We start from the raw sequence: 20,573 nt of genomic DNA on the forward strand, positions 1-20,573 counted from the left end.
GGAATCCCAACAGCTGTGTTCACTAGATAGACAGGCAGAAGGTAGCAGCAACTAGGGAACAGAGAGCTACATGAGGCCGAAGAAACCAATGATTACTGTGCGTTTCTACCCTGCAATATAGTATTTTTTTGCTCTTTGTACTAGCAAGGGTACAAATAATGAACAAAGAAGCAGATATGAAGTGTAGCAACCTCGATTGACCATCTTCCCCCAGCTTCAGCTATGTAGCAGCCCATCGAGATTTGTCTTGGTATGGAAGATCTTCTTGTCCCTATACATACGATTGTCAAGGGTCTGTATGAACGAGGGACCATCACCCGTGGCATAGATGGCGGCACCTACACTGGCGGTGACAGCAAAGGGAAGTAGCTCTTTTTGGTTGAAATTGGACAGCTGCTGCCGAAAATGGTCAAGGTCCTTTGCCATCTCCTGTTCTGAGGTGTTGGGGTTGAAGAGAATGAACTCATCCCCACCATAGCGGGCGATAAACCAGTCCCCTTTGAAGCTTTCGACAAGCAATTTGGAAAAATGGCGTAAGGTCCTGTCCCCAAGGTCGTGCCCGTGGAGATCGTTGACCTGTTTGAAGCTGTTGATGTCCATCAACAGGCCTCCCAGTTGCTTTGCAGGCTTCCTGTGGAGGATAAGATGGGACAGGTATTGCTCACTGAGGCTGCGATTGTAGAGCAAGGTAAGGTAATCCTTGTTGGCCTGCAGGTTTTGCATCTGCAGAAACGCAACCAGTAAGGTGAGGGCGAGGCTTATGCCAGCCACCTCCACTCCATAAAAATTCATCTGCAAGAGCGCTCCCACCAGGATAGGGATGGGAAAAAATACGAACAGGGAAAAATTCTTCCCCTTGAAACTACTGCGGAAGATGAGCAGATAGGCAAAGCCCATAAACATGCAGACAAGGTCAAATATGATGACAAGGAAAAAAAGCGGGCCTCTATGATAGAGGTTGTTGGCGTCTATCGAAAAGGCAAGACCGGAAAAGAGGCTCAGAAAACTCAGGACCAGGGCCAGGAATGATGGGGTAAAGGCCAGCAAACCAATACCTCGGGGAATCTTTACCCACCGCCTATGAAGCTGGTCAAGATAGAGCAGATAGAGGGCCCCAGGGATGGGGTTGACGGTGTAGAACAGAAAGGTTGCAACGGTAAGGATGGCTCGTGAACCGATGAAGGTCCTTCCAGTAAACAGGTCAACAGAGAATTCCAGCACGATGATCAAGAGGGTTGAAACCAACAGTGCAACAAACAGGGAGTCCTGGGCCTGGCGTCGCCCACCCTGCCCCAGTATATAAAAAAGCATGGTGGAGACCAGGATAATGCCTATGATCGAGTTTTGGATGTAATACATTATAGGCAAGGTTTCCTCCAAGGAGAGAATGCTGCTTCAGTATATGAGGTAAGTTGGGGTTTGCAAAAGGTATTTCCCAAAAACAAGGGAAAAATATGAGAGAATCGATACTTGTTGTACTGTTGGTAACGAAATATCAACATGTATATGAAAACTTTGGGAAAATTGTGGGTTCCTTCAGAAAAATGTAGCTATCACGATTTTTGGCATGCACTGATTAGCCAGGAAAGTGATCCCCCTGCCCTAGTTTTGCATGGTGCACTCGTTTTGCCTCGTACATCCGGCTGTCGAGCATCTTGATGAACGAAGGGGCATCCGCCGTATCCAATGTATCATAGAAACCAGTTCCCATACAGAGACTTACGGCAAAGGGCAAGAGCTTTTTGGCATTGAATTGAGCGAGCTTCTCTTCAAAGTTGGCCAGGGAGCTCTCCATTTGCAAGAAGGTGAGCCCATCACCGATAAGGAGGAACTCATCCCCTCCATATCGACCTATGAACCAATGATCCTTGAAACACGCTACCAACAGCTGAGATAAGAGCCGTAGGGCCTTGTCGCCATACTCGTGGCCATAGGTGTCGTTGACCATCTTGAAGTGATTGATATCCATCAAGATTCCACAGATGCGCTTGTCCCCCTTTCTGTGATGGATGAGGTAGTGCAGATACTGTTCGCAAAGGTTGCGATTGTACAGCAAGGTAAGGTAGTCCTTGTTTGCATGGGAATTCTGCATGTGCAAGAAGACGACCAACAGGGTAAGGACCATGCTTATCCCAGCCACCTCAAGGCCTTCAAAGAAGAGCTGCATGAGAGAACCAATGATGATGGGAAAAGGGAAGAACAGAAACAGGGAGAAGTCGTGATCGCTGAAACTCTTCCTGAAAAAAAGGGAGTAGCCAAAACCCATGGACATGGAGGCGTACGCAATGAGGGTAATCAGGTAAAAGTATGGACCCCTATGATACACACCCACCGCATCCACAGAAAAAATCTGGCCATTGGAGAGGCTAAGGAGACAAAGGACCAGACATATGAGCGTCGGTCCAAAGGCAAACAAGAGTAGCTTATGGGGAATTCTTACCCAGCGGTTACGAAGTTGGTCCAGATAGAGCAGATAGAGGGCTCCTAGGACGGGGTTGCCCATATACAGACACAACACGACGAAATAGAGCAGAATCCTGGAACCAGGGAAGAGTCTGCCTGTAAGCAAATCGATGGAAAACTCAAAGACCAGTATGGAGAAGGCGCAACACAGCAGTGCGATAAACAGGGCATCCTGGGCCTGGCGTTTACCCCCCTGCCCCAGTACATAGAAGAGCATGATTGCAATAAGAGCAATCGAGATAGTGGAATTCTGGATATAGTAGAGTAAGGGCATATCTTCTCCCCAATAGAAGCTGTTCAACAACAGTATAGTCTTTCATACAACAGGACCAAAGCAATTTATGTGGGATTCTTCTCGATTCCATGGATTTTCTGCTCTGTTCGGGACCTTCCCTACTGCAGGTCGAGACGTTGGGGAAAGCCTACCCAAGGATTGGAATCGGTTTGGTTGGTAACACCATACCCAAGGCTGAGAGCTTTCCTCCCTTCCCTACCACAGAGAAGAGCTAATCGGACAGGGAAAATGTACAATTGATATTTTTGCCCGACACGTGTATAAAACATTGTGCCAACGTGAATAGTTTTCCTGCACGAGGGGCAAAAACCTTGATTTCCTCTACCTGGCGCGATACGATCGCATATGAGTGTATGTTCATTAGGAAATGAGTTTCTTTGCAAGCACAGCATGTTCGGTGGCCTTTCTGATGAAGAGCTGCTGGTTGTCCATGACTATCTGGATGAGAACATCTATACAAAGGGGACCTGCATCCTCAAGCAGGGAGAGCCCAACAACACCGTATACTTCATTGCCGAAGGGGACATCTCCATACGCAAACACCCCCTCGATGCAGAGGATTGGGAGAGGATCATCACCACATTGCATGCAGGGGATTCCTTCGGCGAGATGGAACTGATCGACATCCAGCCCTGTGCAGCGAGTGTGATCTGTCTCACTGATGCTAAGATCATAACCCTCTCAAACAAGGACCTGTATCATCTTGCAACCCATAACCTGAAGATCTACACGATGCTGATCCTCAACCTTGCCAGGGACATAAGCAGGAGGCTGCGCTCCACCGACGAGATGCTGGCCCTCATATCAAAGAAGAGTGAGTAGGGGTTAAGTCTCATCCGTTTTTGCAGCAAAGATCTGTTCTTCTGGTTTTTTAGACTATTTCACCCTATCCAAGAAGCGTGTGAAACGCAAGTATTGGTACCAGAGAAGAAATATGTATCACCGTTGCGTGGGAAAACCCAAGTCAATGAGGGTTTCCCACAACCAACTGTGCATCCAAGAGGGATGAGATGCATATGCAAACGCTCCTACCCTAAAACTCAGCTACTATAGTGACCGGCCCTGCATCAGAGCCCTCTATGAACAAGGGCCAGGCAAAGACCCGTTTGGCCTTATTCAGCTGTTCGTCAAGAATCATATCCTCAATGATGAGTATAAACCTTCCCTCTGCACGATTGTTTCCCGTTGCAGTCGTATGGGCCTGAATTGTTTCAGGGATATGCAAGGGCGACCCCAAGGAGATGAAATCAAGGCCAATTGCCCTAACAGAGGGAAACTCTGCAAGAAGGTACTGTACAGCATCATTGCTCACATACGGTCCTTGTTTTGCATAGCGCCCTGGCTGGTCTTGCCGAAGAGCCGACCACCCGGTATTGATGCAAAGTAGGTCGCAAGAGCCTATGGCCTTTTTGTGGGGAATAAGGTCTTCAGGAAGAATCCTTTCCTCATCCTGCTTGGGAATGTCCAAAACCAACGGCTTGTGAAAGATAAACTGTTCCACCCCAAGGTCAATTGCATTTTTCCCATACCGGTTGAAGTGCATGGGGACATCAATATGGGTCCCTGAATGGGTAAACAATTGTACCTTGAACGTATTGGCGTTATCACCCTTTTCCATCGATTCATGCGCCTCAACAAGAGCTGCAGGGGGATTCCCTGGCCAGACGGGACCTGTAGAGGTCAAATCATACGAGTAGCGTTTAAACATGCCAAGGCCCTCCTCAGATTTCTGTATGCCTAAAACTAGCACAGACATACCTGTCAAGCAAGAGTGCAAATTGGGAAGCCGTGAAGAGAGTACTGAATGCCCAAGTAAGCAAGAGGCCTATGTTAGGTTGGTTGTCCCTTCTCCATCTTCCTCATCCCCAACAAGGCCAGCACCATAAGGGCTGGGTAGATCGTTCCTATCAGCATCCCACTGCGCAAGGCTGTCTCACCCTCCCCAAGGCTTCGCATCCAGGGCAGGACTTGGACCAGGGTCGGGTTGATGTCAGCTGTCAGGCCGATAAGCCACGGCCCTATGGAAGCCCCACCGTCTCCAGCGGCCGCCAGCATCGCAAACAGCGAGGCTCCAGCCAGGGGAAAGTGCTTTGCACCATTGACCACAGAACCTGGCCAGAGCAGGCTGCTTCCCAATCCTGTAAGGGTACAGGCAAACAGGGAAACCAGGGGCCAAGGTGAGGTTGCTGCCACAATATAGCAGAATATGCAGAGAATCGAGCCGAAGAACATCGCCTTCCACACCGAAAGCCTCTCCCCATACTTTCCGTAGATAGCCCTGCCAATCCCCAGGAACAGGGCAAACATGCACAGCCCAACCAGGTCCCCTACCGCCTTGGGAAGCTGGAGGGCTGACTCGACAAAGGCACTGGTCCACTGGGACATGGATACCTCCGTTGCCCCGCCAACAGCGATGCCAAACACCACCAGCAGAAAATATTTGGAATCGAATAGGGTCCTGATCTTTGTCCTATGCTCCTCGGCAATGGCCGGCGCAATAGGAACCCGGAGGAAGTTGAAGAAATTCACCAGGGGGAGGATACTCCAGACGAGGATCACAGCAGTCCAGTGCTCCATGCCGAAGACCTTGAGCATCACGGTGGTCCCCACGACCACCACGATGAAGCCCCAGGCATAGAAGGAGTGGAGCAAACTCATTGCCCTCTCCTTGGAATCGTTCGGTATGCCTTGCACGATCGCACTGAGCAACAGCTCAAAAAGCCCTCCCCCACTGCTGTAGACAACCGTTGCAACCATGAGCCCAACATAGGGATTGGTCGGGAAGAGCCTAGGGGTAAAGGCGAGCAACAACAACCCTACGAAGGCCAAACCATGCCCGAGCGTGATGAAGGGGCGTATACCCCACTTGTCCACAGGGCGGCTAAAGACCAGGTCGGCAACGATCTGGGTAAAGAAGTTGAGCAACGTCAGCCTTCCCACCTGTTCAAAGGAGAGGGAAAACTCGTGCATAAAGGTGATGTAGAGCAAGGGCGCTAGGTTGCAGATCAAGGCACCGACAAAGTTTCCCAGATAACAGGCCCGTATGGTTTTTTTGTACATACGGCGATTATACGGGTGAAAGGACTATTGGTAAAGGATTGTTCTACAACAGCAACAATAGGCTTTCCTTACTGCTCAATAGCATTGGTCAGCCACCTCTGGACTACCTCATGGTCCTCCGACCCAACGGTAAGATCTTCAAACACGACAAATAGCTCGTCAAGAATCTCTTCACTACCCATGGGTGTGTTTTCTGTAGCAAATCCGTGTTCTATCAGCCAATTGGAGAGGAACTCCTGGTTAGATTCTGAAAATCTCTGGATCTTTTTCTCCTCCACCGCCTGCAACAGCTCATTGCCGGTAATCCCCTCAGAGCCGACGACATCCTCGATCTGGCTCCAGTAGGCAGAGTTGCGCTTTAGGGCCAAGGATGGATCGTCCAGGTCCTGGATATGCAGGACCTTGCACCTTCCCTCCTGGGCGAGGGCCTGAGATCTTTTCAACAGGTCAAGGCGAAGGAGGAGTGAGGGGTCCTTGACTGCCATTGCAATCTGGCCCATGTACCTCAAGCCTTTCTGAAGATATCCGTAGAGTTGCTCACTACTGAGGAGCAGGTGCCAGGTGTGCTGGCTTTCCACAGGTTCCCACAACGAAGGGCCTGCCACCCCGAGCGCCCTGCCATACTCCAGGTACCCCTTGAGGGGGAGAGGAATCTGCTGATGGGCAAAGCGTGTTGGCAACAAGGGAAGGGATGAGACCTGGTAGCCACGCTTTTCATCTTCAAGGGCGATCACGGTTACCGCAGAGGTTGCGATCGTCTTGAGTTTTTCCACCTCGTCCCGCTGCGCAGTGAAATAGAAGACCTGCCGCTCCTCGGCAATCTTCCCAATGGCCTCTGCAATTGCAAGGGCCCGTTCATCATCGCTGTTTGCCAACAGTTCATCGAGGAAGATGGGAAGGCGCACGTCACTACTCTGCTCCTGCATCGTGATGAAGGCCATCCGAATGGAGAAGAGCAACTGTATCCTCGTTCCACTGGACAACTCGTCCAGGGTAAAGTTCTTTGCAAGGATGGAATCGTTGGCAAAGAACCCCTGGTTGTTGGCAAACAGGGCGTACCGATAGTTGGTGATCTTGGACAACCACTCGCTTGCGTGGGTAAGCACCTGTGGTTGGAAACGTTTCTCGCTCTCCTCCTTCAGGTCGTTTGCAAGCTTGGCTATCATCATGGCCATCACCTGCTCCTCCCTGAAGGCCTCCAATGCAGCAAGGGCTTCCTCTTGGGCAAACAGTGCATCCGAAAGCTCGGAGCCAGTTGTCAAAGCCTCCAAGGTACTCTTGAGCCGACCCAGGCTTACCAGCTTCTCCTCCAGATCCCCCAGGTCCTGGGCAACCCTTTCCAGCTCTGTGGCAAGCTCGGCTTTTGTGTACAGAGCAGCCAGCTCCAGGGCCTGGGGACTCCTCTGGGCTTTTTCTTCATAGCTTGTCCGCTCGTACTGCAAGCCAAGCTTCAGGGAGGCCCATGCATCATACTGGCCGACGAGTTCCTCAAGCCCAGTCTCATCGCCAACATGCAAGCCGGTAGCCTGCCAGAAATCATGCAAGGCCAGTTGAGACTCATCCAGGTGCTTTCGCGCACCAACCAATCTCTCTGCCAGTTCGTCCAGGCTCTTCTTGAGCGATCGTGCATCGCCAAGCCGTTTGACCAACCCTTCGCTTGTGACCTTGAGCAGTACAAGCTCGCTCTGATCAGTTCCAAGCTCCTTTTGCAATAGGCTGAGGGCATGGCTTGTCTTCGCCTTCGCTCTTTTCAGGTCCTCTTGGGTCTGCACAAAAGCACGGCGCAAGAGGCTCCACTGATCCAACCGTTGGGCAAAATGGAAGAATTGAGACCCTTCCAGCCGGGCCTCCCCCTCGTGCAAGGACAAGGCGCTTGCAGCATCCTGCCAGGAGTTTACCCACTCTTGCAACTTCTTCTGGGAAGCCTCGAGGTGTTGGGCTGCAAGTTTCCTCCGCTGGTTGATTTTTTCCCGCTCCTGGGCGGAGACAATCTCCGATCCCAGTTCAAGGGCCAGAGCCTGGAGCGAGGCTGCTGTCCAAAGTGAGGGAGCTGGTTTCCCAAGCTGGGCAAGCACCCTTTCGGCCTCTTCCTTCGCCTTCCCTAGACTCTCTTCCGCCTGTTTGTATCCACTGCCCTCCTGTGAGGAGGGGATGAGGACAAAGGCGCTTATCAGCATCAGGACAACCCCAGAGACAAAGAAGAGGGGGTGGATGGAGGCTCCCAGAACCGAGGAGAGGAGGCCAAGACCTGCTATGATCGCAAGCAGGAGTATTTTTGTCCTTGGGCCCAACTCCTTATGCTTTGCTGTTCCTTGCACCTTCCAGAAAGCCTCGATCCAGTCAAGAAGGCGTACCTGAGCCTTTGCCAGATCCTGGATGGGGGTGGATAGTTCTTCAGGGCTACCCAATTCATCAAAGAGGCGCTTGGCTGCATCGACCTTGCACCGCAGGGGTTCACACTCCTCTGCCAGGGACCGTAGCTTCTGGATGTAGGCTTGCAGGGTCTTCTCTTCGATAGGGCCACTGGTAAGCCAACTGTGTTCAGCCTCCCATTCCTCGAGGTTTCCCCTCGCTTCTGCACTCTTTTGTTCAGCTGTAGATTGCTCACCCAATGCATCTTTGTACGCTGTGAACAGCTCTGAGACCCTTTCTGGCTTGTCCAGGTCCTTCAGCAGAGATTCCTCGATCGCACAGCGGGCAAACTCCTGTTCCAGTTTCAGTTCATTTTGCTCAAGAGCACTCAGCTCATCTTCAGCCTTCTTTTGAGAGAGGAGCAGATCCTTGAGGCGCTTAGAGGAGCTCTTGTCTATTCGTTCAATGGCAGGGGAATAGAGGGAGAGGCTCCCTTCCTTGGCCAGGATGCTCTCCTGCTTTTCCAATAAGAACTGGGCATCCTCGAGCAAAGCCTTCCTGAGGGAGATCTCCTTGCCCCGATCGACCTCCTGCTGCAGCCTCTCGATCTTGTCCTGGATATGCTGATGCTCGCTCTGGTTTCTGATGACTGTGGAGAGCTGTTCACTTGCCCTGGCGGCCTGTTTAGCCTCGGCAGCGGTCGAACGGGAGAAGGAGAGTATCCCCCCAGCCTGTTTCCAGCTTGCATCAAGGTCGACACCCCCTTGCATGCGGGTTCGGACCTGCTGCAAAAAGGTGGCGGTGTGCCTCCCATCCTCCTGCAGCAGCTCATGCAAGGGGAACCAGTAACTCTCGCTCAGTTCATCGTTGCGCCCCGGAAGTGTCAGGTCCTGGTTGTCCGAGAGGCGCACCTGCTTGAGCCTTCCTTGGGAAACCGAGAGGTCCCAAGAGCTGTCCTGTCCATCCAGGGTACCTTCTGCAACCACTTCGCCTTTGGCCCTGCCATTCCAGAGCAAAGAGCGCATCGCCCTTGCAAGGGTTGATTTCCCTACCCCGTTGGGCCCCCATACCACATTGAGGGAGGGTCCCAAGCCCTTGACCGGAGGGAAGGACCCCAAAGGGAATCCTGGGCTCTTCTGTATTTCTATCTGCTTCAACCAGAATTTCTTGCTCATCCCTGTCCCCCTTGTTCTGTAGCGATCATGGAAAAGAGCAGCTTCTTTGCTGCCTGTCGTACCAGAAATAGATACTCTGCATCACTCTTGGGGGTGTGTGAGCTGTGCAACAGGGAGAAGGCAGAGGCCGTATAGCTCTCCTTTTCCAGCTTCTTGTACGCTTCTACCATTTTTTCAAGCTCGCCTTCGTCAAGGAGTTTCTGAGCCAATAGCGCCTTTGCCCCTCCGCCTTTGGCCAACTCCTCAAGGTCGACGTCCAGCTCGGTAGCATCGGTGTAGGAGGCAAGGGTGTGGACTACCGTCTCCCCTTCCGTAAGGGAGAATACCGTCAGGTCCTCTTCTGAGAGGGCCTTGCCAACATCCAATGTCCTATCGACCCTCCCTTCCAGGGTAAGGGAGCATAGCAAGGTCCCGGCAAAGGAGAGCAGTTTTGCATGCTCCCGTAGGGTTTGGGAGAGGATTCTTCTGACATCCTCTCCATCCTTGGCACCCTCAAGGCTGACAGGGAGGGAGGCAAAGCGGTACGGACAGAGCTGAAGCAGGATGGGCTCCTTCCAGGGGCCCATCTCCTCCCTTTCCAACAGCCAGATTCCATGTGGGCCATCCTCATTGCTGTCGAGGGCGTAGGGGGAGCCACAGTAGAAGCCATTGCCCCCTTTTTGTATCCCGCCCTTGTGGATGTGGCCGAGCACCCACCAGGGGATGGAGGACCGGGTGAGGTCATGTGCAGAGACAGGGGCATAGGCTGAGCCTTGCGCCCCTCCAAAATCACAGTGCAGCAAACCAAGAAGGGGGAGGTCACTATCGGTGAGGCTTGCATCAAAGCTGGCAAAGGGGTTCTGGCGGGAACTGCGGGCGGCAAAGGACCACCCTACAAACCGAACGCCCATGTAGTCATAGTGCTGCCAGGTTTCTCCCAAGCCCAGTATCCTGATATAGGGGCTCTCCTTGGCAAGACTGGGAAATACTGAGTAGTCATGGTTTCCCCCTACCCCAATAACCTGGATACCAGCCTTGCCAAGCTTTTCCAAACCAGAAACCAGAGGGCCATAGGCCTCAAACCAGTTTTCCTCCTGGTCGACAACATCCCCGGCCAAAACAAGGACATCGGCCCTGATCTCGAGGGCCTTCTCCACTATTGCATCCCAACTTGCATGGCTTGTGAGGCCGCCTACATACGGGACCGAGGGAATCCTTCCCATGTGGATATCGGCACAACAGAGAATTTTCATACGCCCTCCAAGGCACAAACCAGAGAACTATCGCTGGTTGTGGTGAGTATCCTTACTATACCACAGAATATCCTTGTTGGTGGCAAACTTGGATCGACAGAGATCTTCCTCTGTTGACAAAAAGAGAGGCCACCCCTACTATATGCATATTGAATATAGCTTGTCTGAATATAGTAGCGGAGGCGATACGGTGCACAATGAACAACCCTTTGCAAACAAACCCCAGAAGATGGAACGGTTTTTGGAGATCTGCCTTTTGATGCTTTTGTACAAGCAGGTCGGCTATGGCTATGCCCTGATGGAAAAGCTCTCTATCTATGGGTTCACCCCGGAGGATATGAACATCGGCTCCCTCTACAGGACCTTGAGGAAGCTGGAAGACCAAGGATTGGTATCCTCTGTTTGGGAAGAGGCAACCCAAGGCCCAAAGAGACGGGTGTATGCGATCACGGAGAGGGGAAAAGAGTCGTTGCACAGCTGGATCCCCACCCTCAGGGAGAGGAAAACCAGGATTGGGCAGCTTATCGACAGCTACGAGAGGATAATCATGGAAAAATAGGGAGAGGAGGAGAGAAATGGCAACTATCGGTATCATCTATGGCATCCTGGTCATAGCTTTGGTCGCATCGTTGGCAAAGAGCAGGGAGAAGACCAAAAAGGCCTTCAAGGTAGCAGGAAAAGCCCTTCTCAAGACAGGTCCAAGCCTGTTGGTAATGCTGTGTATCGTGGGCCTTATCCTTGGGTTGTTGACAGCAGAGAAGATCAGCAGCCTGATAGGATCCGAAGCAGGACCCCTTGCCACCATAACGGCTGCCATCATCGGTGCCATCACCCTCATTCCCTCCTTGGTGGCCTTTCCCTTGGCAGGCTCGCTCCTGCGTTCAGGGGCGACTGTCATGACCATCTCAGCCTTCATCACCACGCTGGTGATGGTTGGATTTGTCACCGCCCCCATGGAGGCAAAGACCCTGGGCAAGAAGTTTACCCTCCTGCGCAATGGCCTGGGCTTTGTGGCAGCCTTGCTCATTGCCCTGGCAATGGGGGTAATCCTATGAAGAAGTTCATTCCCCCCATCCTCATCGCCTTGGTATACCTGGGTCTGTTCATCTGGCTACCAGAGGCAGCCCTCCGCTCGTCCAAGGTAACCTTGGATTATTTCAAGGAGATGGCCTTTATCCTTCCTCCGGTCTTTCTCCTTATGGGTTTGATGGAAGTATGGCTTCCCAAGGACAAGATCCAATCCTGGTTGGGCAACGACTCCGGCCTCAGGGGCAGCATTTTGTCGGTGGCACTAGGGACCTTGCCCACAGGGCCTGTCTATGTGGCCTTCCCTATCGCGGCCTCCCTGCTGAAGAAGGGGGCAAGCGTGGCTAATGTGGTACTCTTCCTTGGCTCATGGGCCGCCTTGAAGATCCCCCAACTGATGGTTGAGGTCAAGTTCCTGGGCTGGGGCTTTGCGGCCCTGCGGTTTGTCCTCACCCTTCTTGCACTGGTGCTCATGGGCACTCTCATGAAGGCAGTCCTCTCCAGGTTCCCTGACAAACAGAACCAGGAGAAGCCTGAATGATATGCTTTAGGTGCTCTAATTAATGGGTTTTTCCTGCAGGGAACCAGGTTCTGGTCTTGTTGGCTATCCTGACCAGGGCAAGCATGACAGGAACCTCAACGAGGACTCCCACTACCGTTGCCACCGCTGCTCCTGAACGCAGGCCAAAGAGTGAGATCGCCACGGCAACAGCGAGCTCAAAGAAGTTGGAGGCCCCGATCATCCCCGCTGGGGCCGCAATTTCATGGGGAAGATGCCAGGCCTTTGCCCAGAGGTATGCCACAAAGAAGATAAAGAAGGTCTGGATGGTGAGTGGGATGGCTATCAGGAGGATGTTAAGCGGATTCTCCACGATGGTCCTGCCTTGGAACGAGAAGAGGATCAACAGGGTAAGCAGCAACCCGATGATGGTGACATTGCTGAATTTGGGGATGAAGCGCTTCTCAAAATAGTCCAAACCTCGTCTTTTGGTGATGAGCTTCCTGGATGCCCAACCGGCTCCAAGGGGGATGACCACAAACAAAACAACCGAGAAAAACAGGGTTGCCCAGGGAATGGCTATGCCGCTGATGCCAAGCAGAAGTCCTACTATGGGGACAAAGGCCACGAGGATGATCAGGTCATTGGTCGCAACCTGCACCAGGGTGTAGGCAGGATTGCCTTTGGTAAGGTGGCTCCAGACAAATACCATGGCAGTACAGGGGGCTGCACCAAGCAGGACAGCTCCTGCAAGGTACTCCTTGCCCAGGGGTTCCGGAATAAGGTTCCTGTAGACTACGGCAAAGAAGAACAGGGCAATCGCATACATGCTAAAGGGCTTGATAAGCCAGTTGGTCACCCAGGTGATCACCAGGCCCTTGGGGTTCTGCCCGATAGCCTTGATGCTTGCAAAGTCAATTTTGAGCATCATCGGGTAGATCATCAGCCAGATGAGGATCGCCACAGGGATAGATACGTTCGCATACTCGAATCGTGCAAGGAATTGGGGTACCTGGGGCAGATACACCCCGACCATGACACCGAGGGCCATGCAGAGAAGGACCCAGAGGGTCAGATACCGTTCAAAAAATCCCATCGCCTTGGATGTATCACTCTTGTCCTTCATAACACTCCTCCTTGGATAGGAAAGGGGCCACTTCTGCTTCATATCCTAGGTAAACAGTAGTATTCATATAGATATCTGTCAATATACCTAGGGCATTCCCTCTTCCTTCCCCTGTTCGCCTTCGGTTCACAGAATCTTCCCTGAAGGGGCAGAAATCCCAACCGTTCAGCAAGGGCTTGCTTGCCCCATGCAATTCCGTAGGAATAGGTAAGATTTTTCAAAAAACAATCCCAAGTAAAACACTTACTTTTATCAGTAGTATATGAGGACCGAGAGAATACTTAAATGACCCTCAGTCATGTACCCCAAGTAGATGGGTCACAATTATAGGCAATAAGACACAGTATTATAATGTATTATAAAGAGTTAGTTATTTTCCTTGCCTTGATTTATCGCCATCTGGGCAGTACTATGAAAAAGGACCTGCCATAAGCAAATCCAAAGGAGCAACCACATGGATTCTCACTACCTATCGTTACTGAAAGAGAAGATGAGCGAGGAAAGCTTTGCCAAACTCATGAAACTGGAGAACACCAAAGTCAATGATTTTTTGGGGACCTTTGCAAAACACTGCAATCCCAAAAGCATCTACATTTGTGATGACAGCAAAGAGGACGAAGCATACATCAAGGCAAAGGCCCTGGAAATTGGCGAAGAGTTCCAGCTGGCAAAAAAGGGCCAGACCATCCACTGGGACGGCTATGGGGACCAGGCCAGGGATAAGGCAAACACCAGGTATATGGTCTACAAAGAGAATCTTGAGAGCATGAAGAGCCTCAACTCGGTAGAGTATGAGGCTGGAAAAGCTGAGATCATGGACATTGCCAAAAACATCATGGAGGGAAAGGATACCGTGGTGAAATTCTTCTGTGAAGGTCCTGCCTTCTCTGAATTTACCATCCCCTGTGTCCAGTTTACCGATTCCTGGTATGTCGCACACTCCGAGGCAATCCTCTATCGTCCGGCCTACGAGCATTTCAAGGAGATGAAGGACAAGGATGACTTCTTCAGGTTCATCCACTCTGCAGGGGAGCTTGACGAGAGGAACACCTCCAAGAACACCGAAAAACGCCGCATCTACATGGATACCCAGAACAACATCGTCTACTCGATGAACAACCAGTATGCAGGGAACTCCATTGGGCTGAAAAAGCACTCGATGCGCCTGGCCATCAACAAGAGCGGCAAGGAGGGATGGCTGTGTGAGCACATGTTCCTCATGGCCGCCATGAACAGGGAGAAGAACCGAAGGACCTACTTCGCCGGTGCCTACCCCTCCGCCTGCGGCAAGACATCCACTGCCATGATCCCAGGCGAAGAGATTGTCGGAGACGACATCGCATACTTTAGGAACATCAACGGGCAGTTCCGTGGTGTCAACGTCGAGCAGGGAATATTCGGCATCATCAAGGATGTAAATGCTGAGGATGACCCGGTTATCTTTGAGAACCTGATGATCGAGCAGGAGTTGATCTTCTCCGACGTCCTCAGGGGACCTGACAACAACCCCTACTGGCTGGGTTCGGGCCTCGATACCCCCAACGAAGGGGAAAACCACAGTGGAAAGGACTGGTTTGCAGGCAAGAAGGATGCCAAGGGCAATGAGATCCCTGTAGCACACGGCAATGCCCGGTATACCATGCGCCTTGACTACCTTGAGAACTTCGACAAGAAAGGCTTCGATGCCAAGCAAGGCGTTGTAGTTGAAGGTATTCTCTACGGGGGAAGGGACAGCGACACCTGCGTGCCTGTTGAAGAGTCAGCATCGTGGGAGGAAGGGATCCTCATCAAGGCCTGTACCCTGGAAAGCGAGACCACCAGTGCAACCTTGGGCAAGGAGGGAGTACGAAATCCCAGTCCCATGGCAAACATGGACTTTGTCTCCTACCCACTGGGCGAGTATACCAAGAACAACATCGATTTCGTAAAGGGCATGAAGAGCGTTCCCAAGGTGTTCTCCACCAACTACTTCCTCAGGGATGAGAAAGGCAAGTTCTGCAATGACAAGCTTGCAAAGAAGGTGTGGTTGCACTGGGCTGAAGGACGGATTCACAACGAGTATGAGGCCTACGATACCCCGACTGGAAAAATCCCCCTCTTCAAGGACCTGAAGGCCCTTTTCAAGAAGCATCTCAACTACAACTACACCGAAGCAGAGTATACCTACCAGTTTACCTTCCGCTCTACCAAATGGATCGAAAAACTGGAGAGGTCCAAGCTCTATTTCAAGAAGATGGACCACAACACCCCGCAATTCATCTTCGACCGTTGGGATAAGCAGATCAAGAAGATTGAAGAGGCGAAGGCAAAATTCGGCGACGAGATCAAGCCCGGTGCCTACAAGGCCTAACCAGTCGTAGAACTGGAGCTGAAACTAGAACTAGAACAAGAGAGAGACCGCCCAAGGTGTTTGGACGGTCTCTCTTTTTGCATGTACAGCTCATCTTCTAGGAGTGCAGACGGACAGCTGCCCCACCGCCCCCTCCCTTCCTGTCAAACACCACCAGACGCCCAAACCCAGTACAGCCATCGGCGTTGAAGGTGTCCGTGGGGCTTGCCCATTCCTGGTGGGCTATGACCACCGTATAGCTGGCCTCCCCCTTGGTAAGGGTCACAGCCTCGATCAGGGAAGAGGGAAATTCAATCCCCTTGAAATTTGAGAACACAGGGACCTTCACGGCCGTTGGGGGGGTAAACTCACCAGCCTTGTCTAGCGAGATTACCGTAAAAAGGGAGGTAAAGCCCTCACCTGCAATCTCTGTCCTGAGGGTCTGGTTGGCCTCTGCCTCATTGTAGTGCCGGGAGATCCTGGTAGGGATGATGGCACTTGTCCTCTCAGGGCCAAGGAAACTGACCCCCACATCATTGAGGCTCGATCGGTACCGGAAAGAATGGCCTTCCTGGGATACAACTCCAGCATTATTGAAATGCAGGTAGTGCTGGTAGGTGTGAGCGCCCTTGGCATAGAACTCATCACACACCAGCATAAGGTCGTCCTGCAGGAGGACAAGTTTCCTGTTCACAAAGACACCCTTGCCCTGGTAGCCCAGGTGCCCACCCTGCATAAACTGATAGCCTCCCTTCTGGCAAGCATCAAAGTTGATCGGACAGGTAAGGGTCGAACACTCCCAGCTGTCCTTGCACACGGTAAAGTTCTCGCCGTCGACTGTGGTGGTGTTGTGGGCAGTGCAATCCTTGAACTCATACCGTTCAGCCTTTGCAACATAGGTAAACCGTCCGGAGTCCACCAGGACGTCCTCCCCATGGGAGAACAGGCCGATGTGCATCTGGTCGCTGTGCCCATGCCCTGCCCCCATCGTGCCACAGTGGAAATGTAGATAGGATTGGCCCCGCCGTACATAGGCATTGCCGCTCTCCTTGAGAACCTCCAGGGGGGAGGTACTCTCCTGTATTGGCAGAAGTTCATACTCCTTTAGGGCACCAAGGCCCAGGTCCCAAACGGTATCGAAGTCAAAACGGAGAGATGCCCTGCTCTTGAGAAGGGGGTCTGCAAAGAGATAGGCACCTTTGGTCACAATATCACGCTGGTCGATATCGTCACTGTCACCCATGCATGGACTGTTCCCGTTGGGTTTTTGCCAGACAAAGGAAGCGTGGCACATCGAGCGGGTCTTTGTGGCTATGATAGGTGGCAGAGCAATGGCATTTCGCCTGGCCAGGATGAGGACATCCAGAAAATCGTGGGCCACATGGTTGTGGTACATCGGAGACTGTTCCCACTGGACGCCGTCGTCATAGACCTGTATCTCGATCTCGAGGGCAAGGCGCCTGATGGCCTCCTTCTGGTACTGGGCTGTCCTTTCGGAAGAAGGGAGGATCATCGATGCAATGAACAGGCCATGGTTTTCCAACACCCCCCAGTTGCTCATCAGGTGGTAGCTGCCCCAGACGCCCATGAGGAACTCTGCATGCTCGGTCACCGAGGCTATGAAGGTATCGACCACCTCTTCGGTAATGGAGGGACTGTGTGCAAAATAGAGCATCGCCTTGGTCCAATACTCCATGCGCATCCCTGCCTCGATCGAACGCCAGGCTTTGGCGTAGCGTGGGTCCTCTCTCCTAACGGTCCTTACCCAATGGCAGAGCTGGGAGGCAAACGCCTTGGCATATCTTTCATCACCGGTAAGGGCATAGGCTTGTCCCAAGGTGAGCCAGAAGTGCATCCGGTTGAATGCGAAAATCCATTCACTATCGTCCCCAGGCTGGTGGATCCAGTCGATATCCCCCTCGAAATGGACAGGGACAGTGGTACGTTCCATATCCCACCTGAGGACAAAGCGGAACGACTGGTCCACCACCTCGTCGGCGAGGGCAATGACAAGATCGGCCTCCTCTTTCTCGTAGGCCCGTACATAGTCTGCAATCGCTTGCCTGTCATCCAAGAAAAATTCCTTGCCCTGATCGAAGAACTGTTCTGGTTTCATTTCCGCTCCTCCTACCAATAGAGATCCCAAGGACCTCTCAGACGTGTCAGTGCTTCCATAAAGAAGTAGTCCCCCCAGGAGACACACTCATCGACACCCTCGGGGGTGCAGCTGTTATAGGGGGATTTTTTCGAATAGGTGCCGTGCAGTACCAGGCCATTGGACTGGCCAGGATCGACTACCCGATAGGAGTCGTAGATGCTCTTGAGCATCTGGCGGGCCAGGGAGCCATACTTGTCGGCTTCCTCCTTTTGGAGGAACTTTGCCATCTCCAGGAAGCCACAGGCAACGATCGAGGCGCTGGAGGAGTCCCGCTCTTCGTCCCCACTGGTAAAGATCAGGTCCCAGTAGGGAACCATGTCCTGGGGAAGACGGGACAGGTAGTAGTCCGCTGCCTTGCGAAACAGGTCGATGCACCGCTCGTCTTTGGTGTAGCGGTAGCTGAGTGCCAGGCCGTAGATGCCCCAGGCCTGGCCACGAGCCCAGGAGGAGTCGAAACGGTACCCCTGGCAGGTCTCCCCCCTGACAGGCTCCCCGCTTTCAGGATCCATGAAAAAGGTGTGGAAGGTCGATCCATCAGATCTGAAGGAGTGTGCCAGGCAGGTCTGGGTGTGTTTCATCGCTACAGCACGATAGGTTCCATCCTGGGTCTCCTCACTTGCCCAGTAGAGCAAGGGGAGGTTGAGCAGGCAATCGATGATGAACCGGTAGTTTTCCCTCGCACCCATCCTGCCCCAGGCCTGGATAAAGAACCCTACCCCCTGGAACCGGGAAATAAGCTGGTCTGCAGCAAGAAGGGCCGCCTCTCTGGCACGAGGGTTGCCGGTCAGCTTGTAGACGGAGACAGAGGAAAGGCTGTAGAGGAACCCCATGTCGTGGTGGTCCACCTCTATGTGGTTCTCTATCCTATGGAGAAAGCTCTCCATATGGATCTGTGCTGCATGGATGAGCACCTCGTTGTGGGTGTGCTCATAGGCCAGACAGATCTCCCCGGGCCAGAAGCCACAGGTCCACTGGTTGTTGTCACACGGTGGGTAGAAGTTGTTGACAGAAGAGTGGTTCTGGCACCGGTAGGTAAAATCGGGGAGGTTTCTCACAACCTGCCTGCAAGCCATTTCAAGGGCCTGGAGAACCTCACTGGGGGAAATTTCTTCTCTTTGCATATCAACCCTTCAAACCTGTGTTGGCGACTCCCTGGACAAAGAACTTCTGCAGGGAGAGAAATACCACGATGACAGGAACCAAAGCCACCACACTGGCCGCCATGATGAGCCCATAGTCGGAGGAGTACTGTCCTATGAACATCCTTAGCCCGATCTGTACCGTCTTCAATTCGGTTCGGGTCAGGTAGAGCAAAGGTCCCAGAAAATCATTCCAGGTGTTGACGAAGGTGATGATGGTCAACGAGGAGAGGGCCGGGGCGGAGAGGGGCAGCATGATCTGTGCCCAGATCCGATATTCACTCATCCCGTCTATACGGGCAGCCTCACACAGCTCGTCGGGCACCCCTTCATAGAACTGCCGCATCAAGAATACCCCGAAGGCACTGAAGGCCTGCAGGAAGATGATGGCGAGGTGGGTATTGTTCAGATGGAAAGCTCTCATCATGATGAATTGGGGAACCATGTAGACCTGCCAGGGCATGGCAATGGTGGCTATGTATCCGAGGAACAAGAGATTCCTGCCTTTGAACCGGAGCTTGGCAAAGGCGTAGGCGGCAAAGGAGGAGGTCAACAGCTGAAGGAAGGTGACGATGACCGTCAGCTTGGCAGAGTTCTTGATGAAGGTCCCTAGGGGAATCTTCGTCCAGATCTCCCTGTAGTTCTTCCATTTCGGGTCAGAGGGTATCCATCTGATCGGGAAGACAAAGACATCCTTGTCATATTTCAGCGAGGCACTGAGCATCCACAAGAAGGGGATGAGCATCAATAGTGAACAGAGTATCAGAAAGACATAGAGGAGGGTCGTGGCAGCCCGTGTACCTTTTGATTGGATTTGCATTCGTCTTCTCCCCTACTGCATCTTCTTCTCGCCCTGAAACTGCAAGAGTGTCACGGCAAGGACGAGGATGAACAGCACCATAGCTACGGCGCTGGCGGAACCAAGGTTCCAACTGATGAATGCCTTGTTGTAGATGTCATAGACCAGGACCAGCGTCGCTGTCCCCGGTCCTGCCTGGGTAAGCATGTAGACAATGTCATAGACCTTGAAACACTGGATGGTCAGCATGACCAGGACAAAGAAGGTGGTGGGCCTGAGCTGGGGGACCGTCACATAGCGGAACCGTTGCCAGGCATTGGTACCGTCGAGGTTCGCAGCCTCGTACAGCTCAGCGTTGATGCCTTGCAAGCCGGCTAGGTAGATGATCATATAGTAGCCCATGTACTTCCAGACACTGAAGAGGATGATGGTCACCATCGCCCAGTTCTTGTCAGCTGCCCAGCCTGGGACCTTCTCGAAGCCAAGCTTGAAGAGGCCCATGTTCACCGGGCCTTTTTCCGGGTTGAAAATCATATTCCAGACAGCGGCAACGGCTACCAGGGAGGCTATGTACGGAAAGAAGCTGACCGTACGGAAAAAGCCCTTCCCCCTGACACCCTGGTTCAGGATGACGGCAAGGAAGAGGGAACATACCAGGGTGAGGGGAACAGTTCCTGCTGCATAGACGATGGTATTGCGCAGGGCAGCCTTGAACTGGTCGTCGTCAAGCAGGTCCTTGAAGTTGGAGAGCCCTGCCCAGGTAATGGGATTGGAACCATCCCAGTTGAGGAAGGCCAGGGCAAATGCGAAGAGGATCGGTACCAGGGTAAAGATGGCGAAGCCGAGGAAATTCGGGGCTATGAAGCTGTATGCTACCAGTTGTTTTTGTATCTGTGCTTTTCTTGATGGCATCTTTCCAT

At 52.5% G+C, this 20,573-nt stretch carries 17 protein-coding genes; 6 read left to right on the forward strand and 11 right to left on the reverse strand.

The genetic code is table 11. The features are described from left to right. Positions 1-216: 216 nt before the first annotated feature. Together ROJ03_RS03970 and ROJ03_RS03975 are read right to left on the reverse strand one after the other, a co-directional pair. Positions 217-1,359 (reverse strand): GGDEF domain-containing protein, encoded by a 1,143-nt coding sequence (locus ROJ03_RS03970; protein WP_313725693.1) that lies wholly within the window; start codon positions 1,357-1,359, stop codon positions 217-219. 217 nt (positions 1,360-1,576) lie between these two features. Further along, positions 1,577-2,737 (reverse strand): GGDEF domain-containing protein, encoded by a 1,161-nt coding sequence (locus ROJ03_RS03975; RefSeq protein ID WP_313725694.1) that lies wholly within the window; start codon positions 2,735-2,737, stop codon positions 1,577-1,579. A gap of 89 nt (positions 2,738-2,826) precedes the next feature. Between ROJ03_RS03975 and ROJ03_RS03980 the strand changes: the two genes are divergently transcribed. Together ROJ03_RS03980 and ROJ03_RS03985 are read left to right on the forward strand one after the other, a co-directional pair. After that, on the forward strand, positions 2,827-2,973 hold the full coding sequence (locus ROJ03_RS03980) for a hypothetical protein (protein WP_313725695.1): 147 nt from the start codon (positions 2,827-2,829) through the stop codon (positions 2,971-2,973). 130 nt (positions 2,974-3,103) lie between these two features. Then, entirely contained in the window at positions 3,104-3,580 is a 477-nt protein-coding gene (locus ROJ03_RS03985; RefSeq protein WP_313725696.1) for a cyclic nucleotide-binding domain-containing protein, read from the forward strand. Between the two features lie 211 nt (positions 3,581-3,791). Here the strand turns inward: ROJ03_RS03985 and ROJ03_RS03990 are convergent, their stop codons facing one another. The 4 genes from ROJ03_RS03990 to ROJ03_RS04005 all read right to left on the reverse strand — a co-directional run bounded on the left by ROJ03_RS03990 (position 3,792) and on the right by ROJ03_RS04005 (position 10,577). Beyond that, complete coding sequence (locus tag ROJ03_RS03990) at positions 3,792-4,466, reverse strand: cyclase family protein (protein WP_313725697.1); 675 nt, start codon at positions 4,464-4,466, stop codon at positions 3,792-3,794. Positions 4,467-4,588: 122 nt separating this feature from the next. Next, entirely contained in the window at positions 4,589-5,818 is a 1,230-nt protein-coding gene (locus tag ROJ03_RS03995) for an MFS transporter (protein ID WP_313725698.1), read from the reverse strand. Between the two features lie 68 nt (positions 5,819-5,886). Continuing rightward, entirely contained in the window at positions 5,887-9,345 is a 3,459-nt protein-coding gene (locus ROJ03_RS04000; RefSeq protein WP_313725699.1) for a hypothetical protein, read from the reverse strand. Continuing rightward, positions 9,342-10,577 carry a DNA repair exonuclease gene (locus ROJ03_RS04005; protein ID WP_313725700.1) on the reverse strand — a complete coding sequence of 412 codons (1,236 nt, stop codon included), beginning with the start codon at positions 10,575-10,577 and terminating at the stop codon, positions 9,342-9,344. Before ROJ03_RS04005 ends, ROJ03_RS04000 begins: the two co-directional genes overlap by 4 nt. A gap of 190 nt (positions 10,578-10,767) precedes the next feature. Between ROJ03_RS04005 and ROJ03_RS04010 the strand changes: the two genes are divergently transcribed. Genes ROJ03_RS04010 through ROJ03_RS04020 form a run of 3 tightly spaced genes read left to right on the forward strand, consistent with a single transcriptional unit; the run spans position 10,768 to position 12,144 of the window. After that, positions 10,768-11,136: a PadR family transcriptional regulator gene (locus ROJ03_RS04010; protein ID WP_313725701.1), complete on the forward strand. Its 369-nt coding sequence runs from the start codon at positions 10,768-10,770 to the stop codon at positions 11,134-11,136. 16 nt (positions 11,137-11,152) lie between these two features. After that, on the forward strand, positions 11,153-11,632 hold the full coding sequence (locus ROJ03_RS04015; protein WP_313725702.1) for a permease: 480 nt from the start codon (positions 11,153-11,155) through the stop codon (positions 11,630-11,632). Beyond that, complete coding sequence (locus tag ROJ03_RS04020) at positions 11,629-12,144, forward strand: permease (protein ID WP_313725703.1); 516 nt, start codon at positions 11,629-11,631, stop codon at positions 12,142-12,144. The genes ROJ03_RS04015 and ROJ03_RS04020 overlap by 4 nt, the downstream gene beginning before the upstream one ends. 19 nt (positions 12,145-12,163) lie before the next feature. On the opposite strand, the gene arsB is transcribed toward ROJ03_RS04020, so the two are convergent. Continuing rightward, complete coding sequence (gene arsB, locus ROJ03_RS04025) at positions 12,164-13,228, reverse strand: ACR3 family arsenite efflux transporter (RefSeq protein WP_313725704.1); 1,065 nt, start codon at positions 13,226-13,228, stop codon at positions 12,164-12,166. A 454-nt stretch (positions 13,229-13,682) separates the two neighbouring features. On the opposite strand from arsB, the gene ROJ03_RS04030 reads away from it, so the two are divergent. Next, positions 13,683-15,578, forward strand: a complete 1,896-nt coding sequence (locus ROJ03_RS04030; RefSeq protein ID WP_313725705.1) for a phosphoenolpyruvate carboxykinase (GTP) — start codon at positions 13,683-13,685, stop codon at positions 15,576-15,578. Positions 15,579-15,675: 97 nt separating this feature from the next. Here the strand turns inward: ROJ03_RS04030 and ROJ03_RS04035 are convergent, their stop codons facing one another. Genes ROJ03_RS04035 through ROJ03_RS04050 form a run of 4 tightly spaced genes read right to left on the reverse strand, consistent with a single transcriptional unit; the run spans position 15,676 to position 20,565 of the window. Then, a complete protein-coding gene (locus ROJ03_RS04035) occupies positions 15,676-17,673 on the reverse strand; it encodes a heparinase II/III family protein (protein WP_313725706.1) in 1,998 nt (665 codons plus the stop codon). Between the two features lie 11 nt (positions 17,674-17,684). After that, entirely contained in the window at positions 17,685-18,836 is a 1,152-nt protein-coding gene (locus ROJ03_RS04040; RefSeq protein WP_313725707.1) for a glycoside hydrolase family 88 protein, read from the reverse strand. Position 18,837: 1 nt separating this feature from the next. After that, a complete protein-coding gene (locus ROJ03_RS04045) occupies positions 18,838-19,674 on the reverse strand; it encodes a carbohydrate ABC transporter permease (RefSeq protein ID WP_313725708.1) in 837 nt (278 codons plus the stop codon). A gap of 12 nt (positions 19,675-19,686) precedes the next feature. Then, the gene (locus ROJ03_RS04050) at positions 19,687-20,565 is read right to left on the reverse strand and encodes a sugar ABC transporter permease (protein WP_313725709.1); all 879 of its coding nucleotides are present in this window, start codon (positions 20,563-20,565) and stop codon (positions 19,687-19,689) included. Positions 20,566-20,573: the final 8 nt, after the last annotated feature.

This window comes from Sphaerochaeta sp. PS, assembly GCF_032144095.1.
In the GTDB taxonomy this organism is placed as follows: Bacteria; Spirochaetota; Spirochaetia; order Sphaerochaetales; family Sphaerochaetaceae; genus Sphaerochaeta.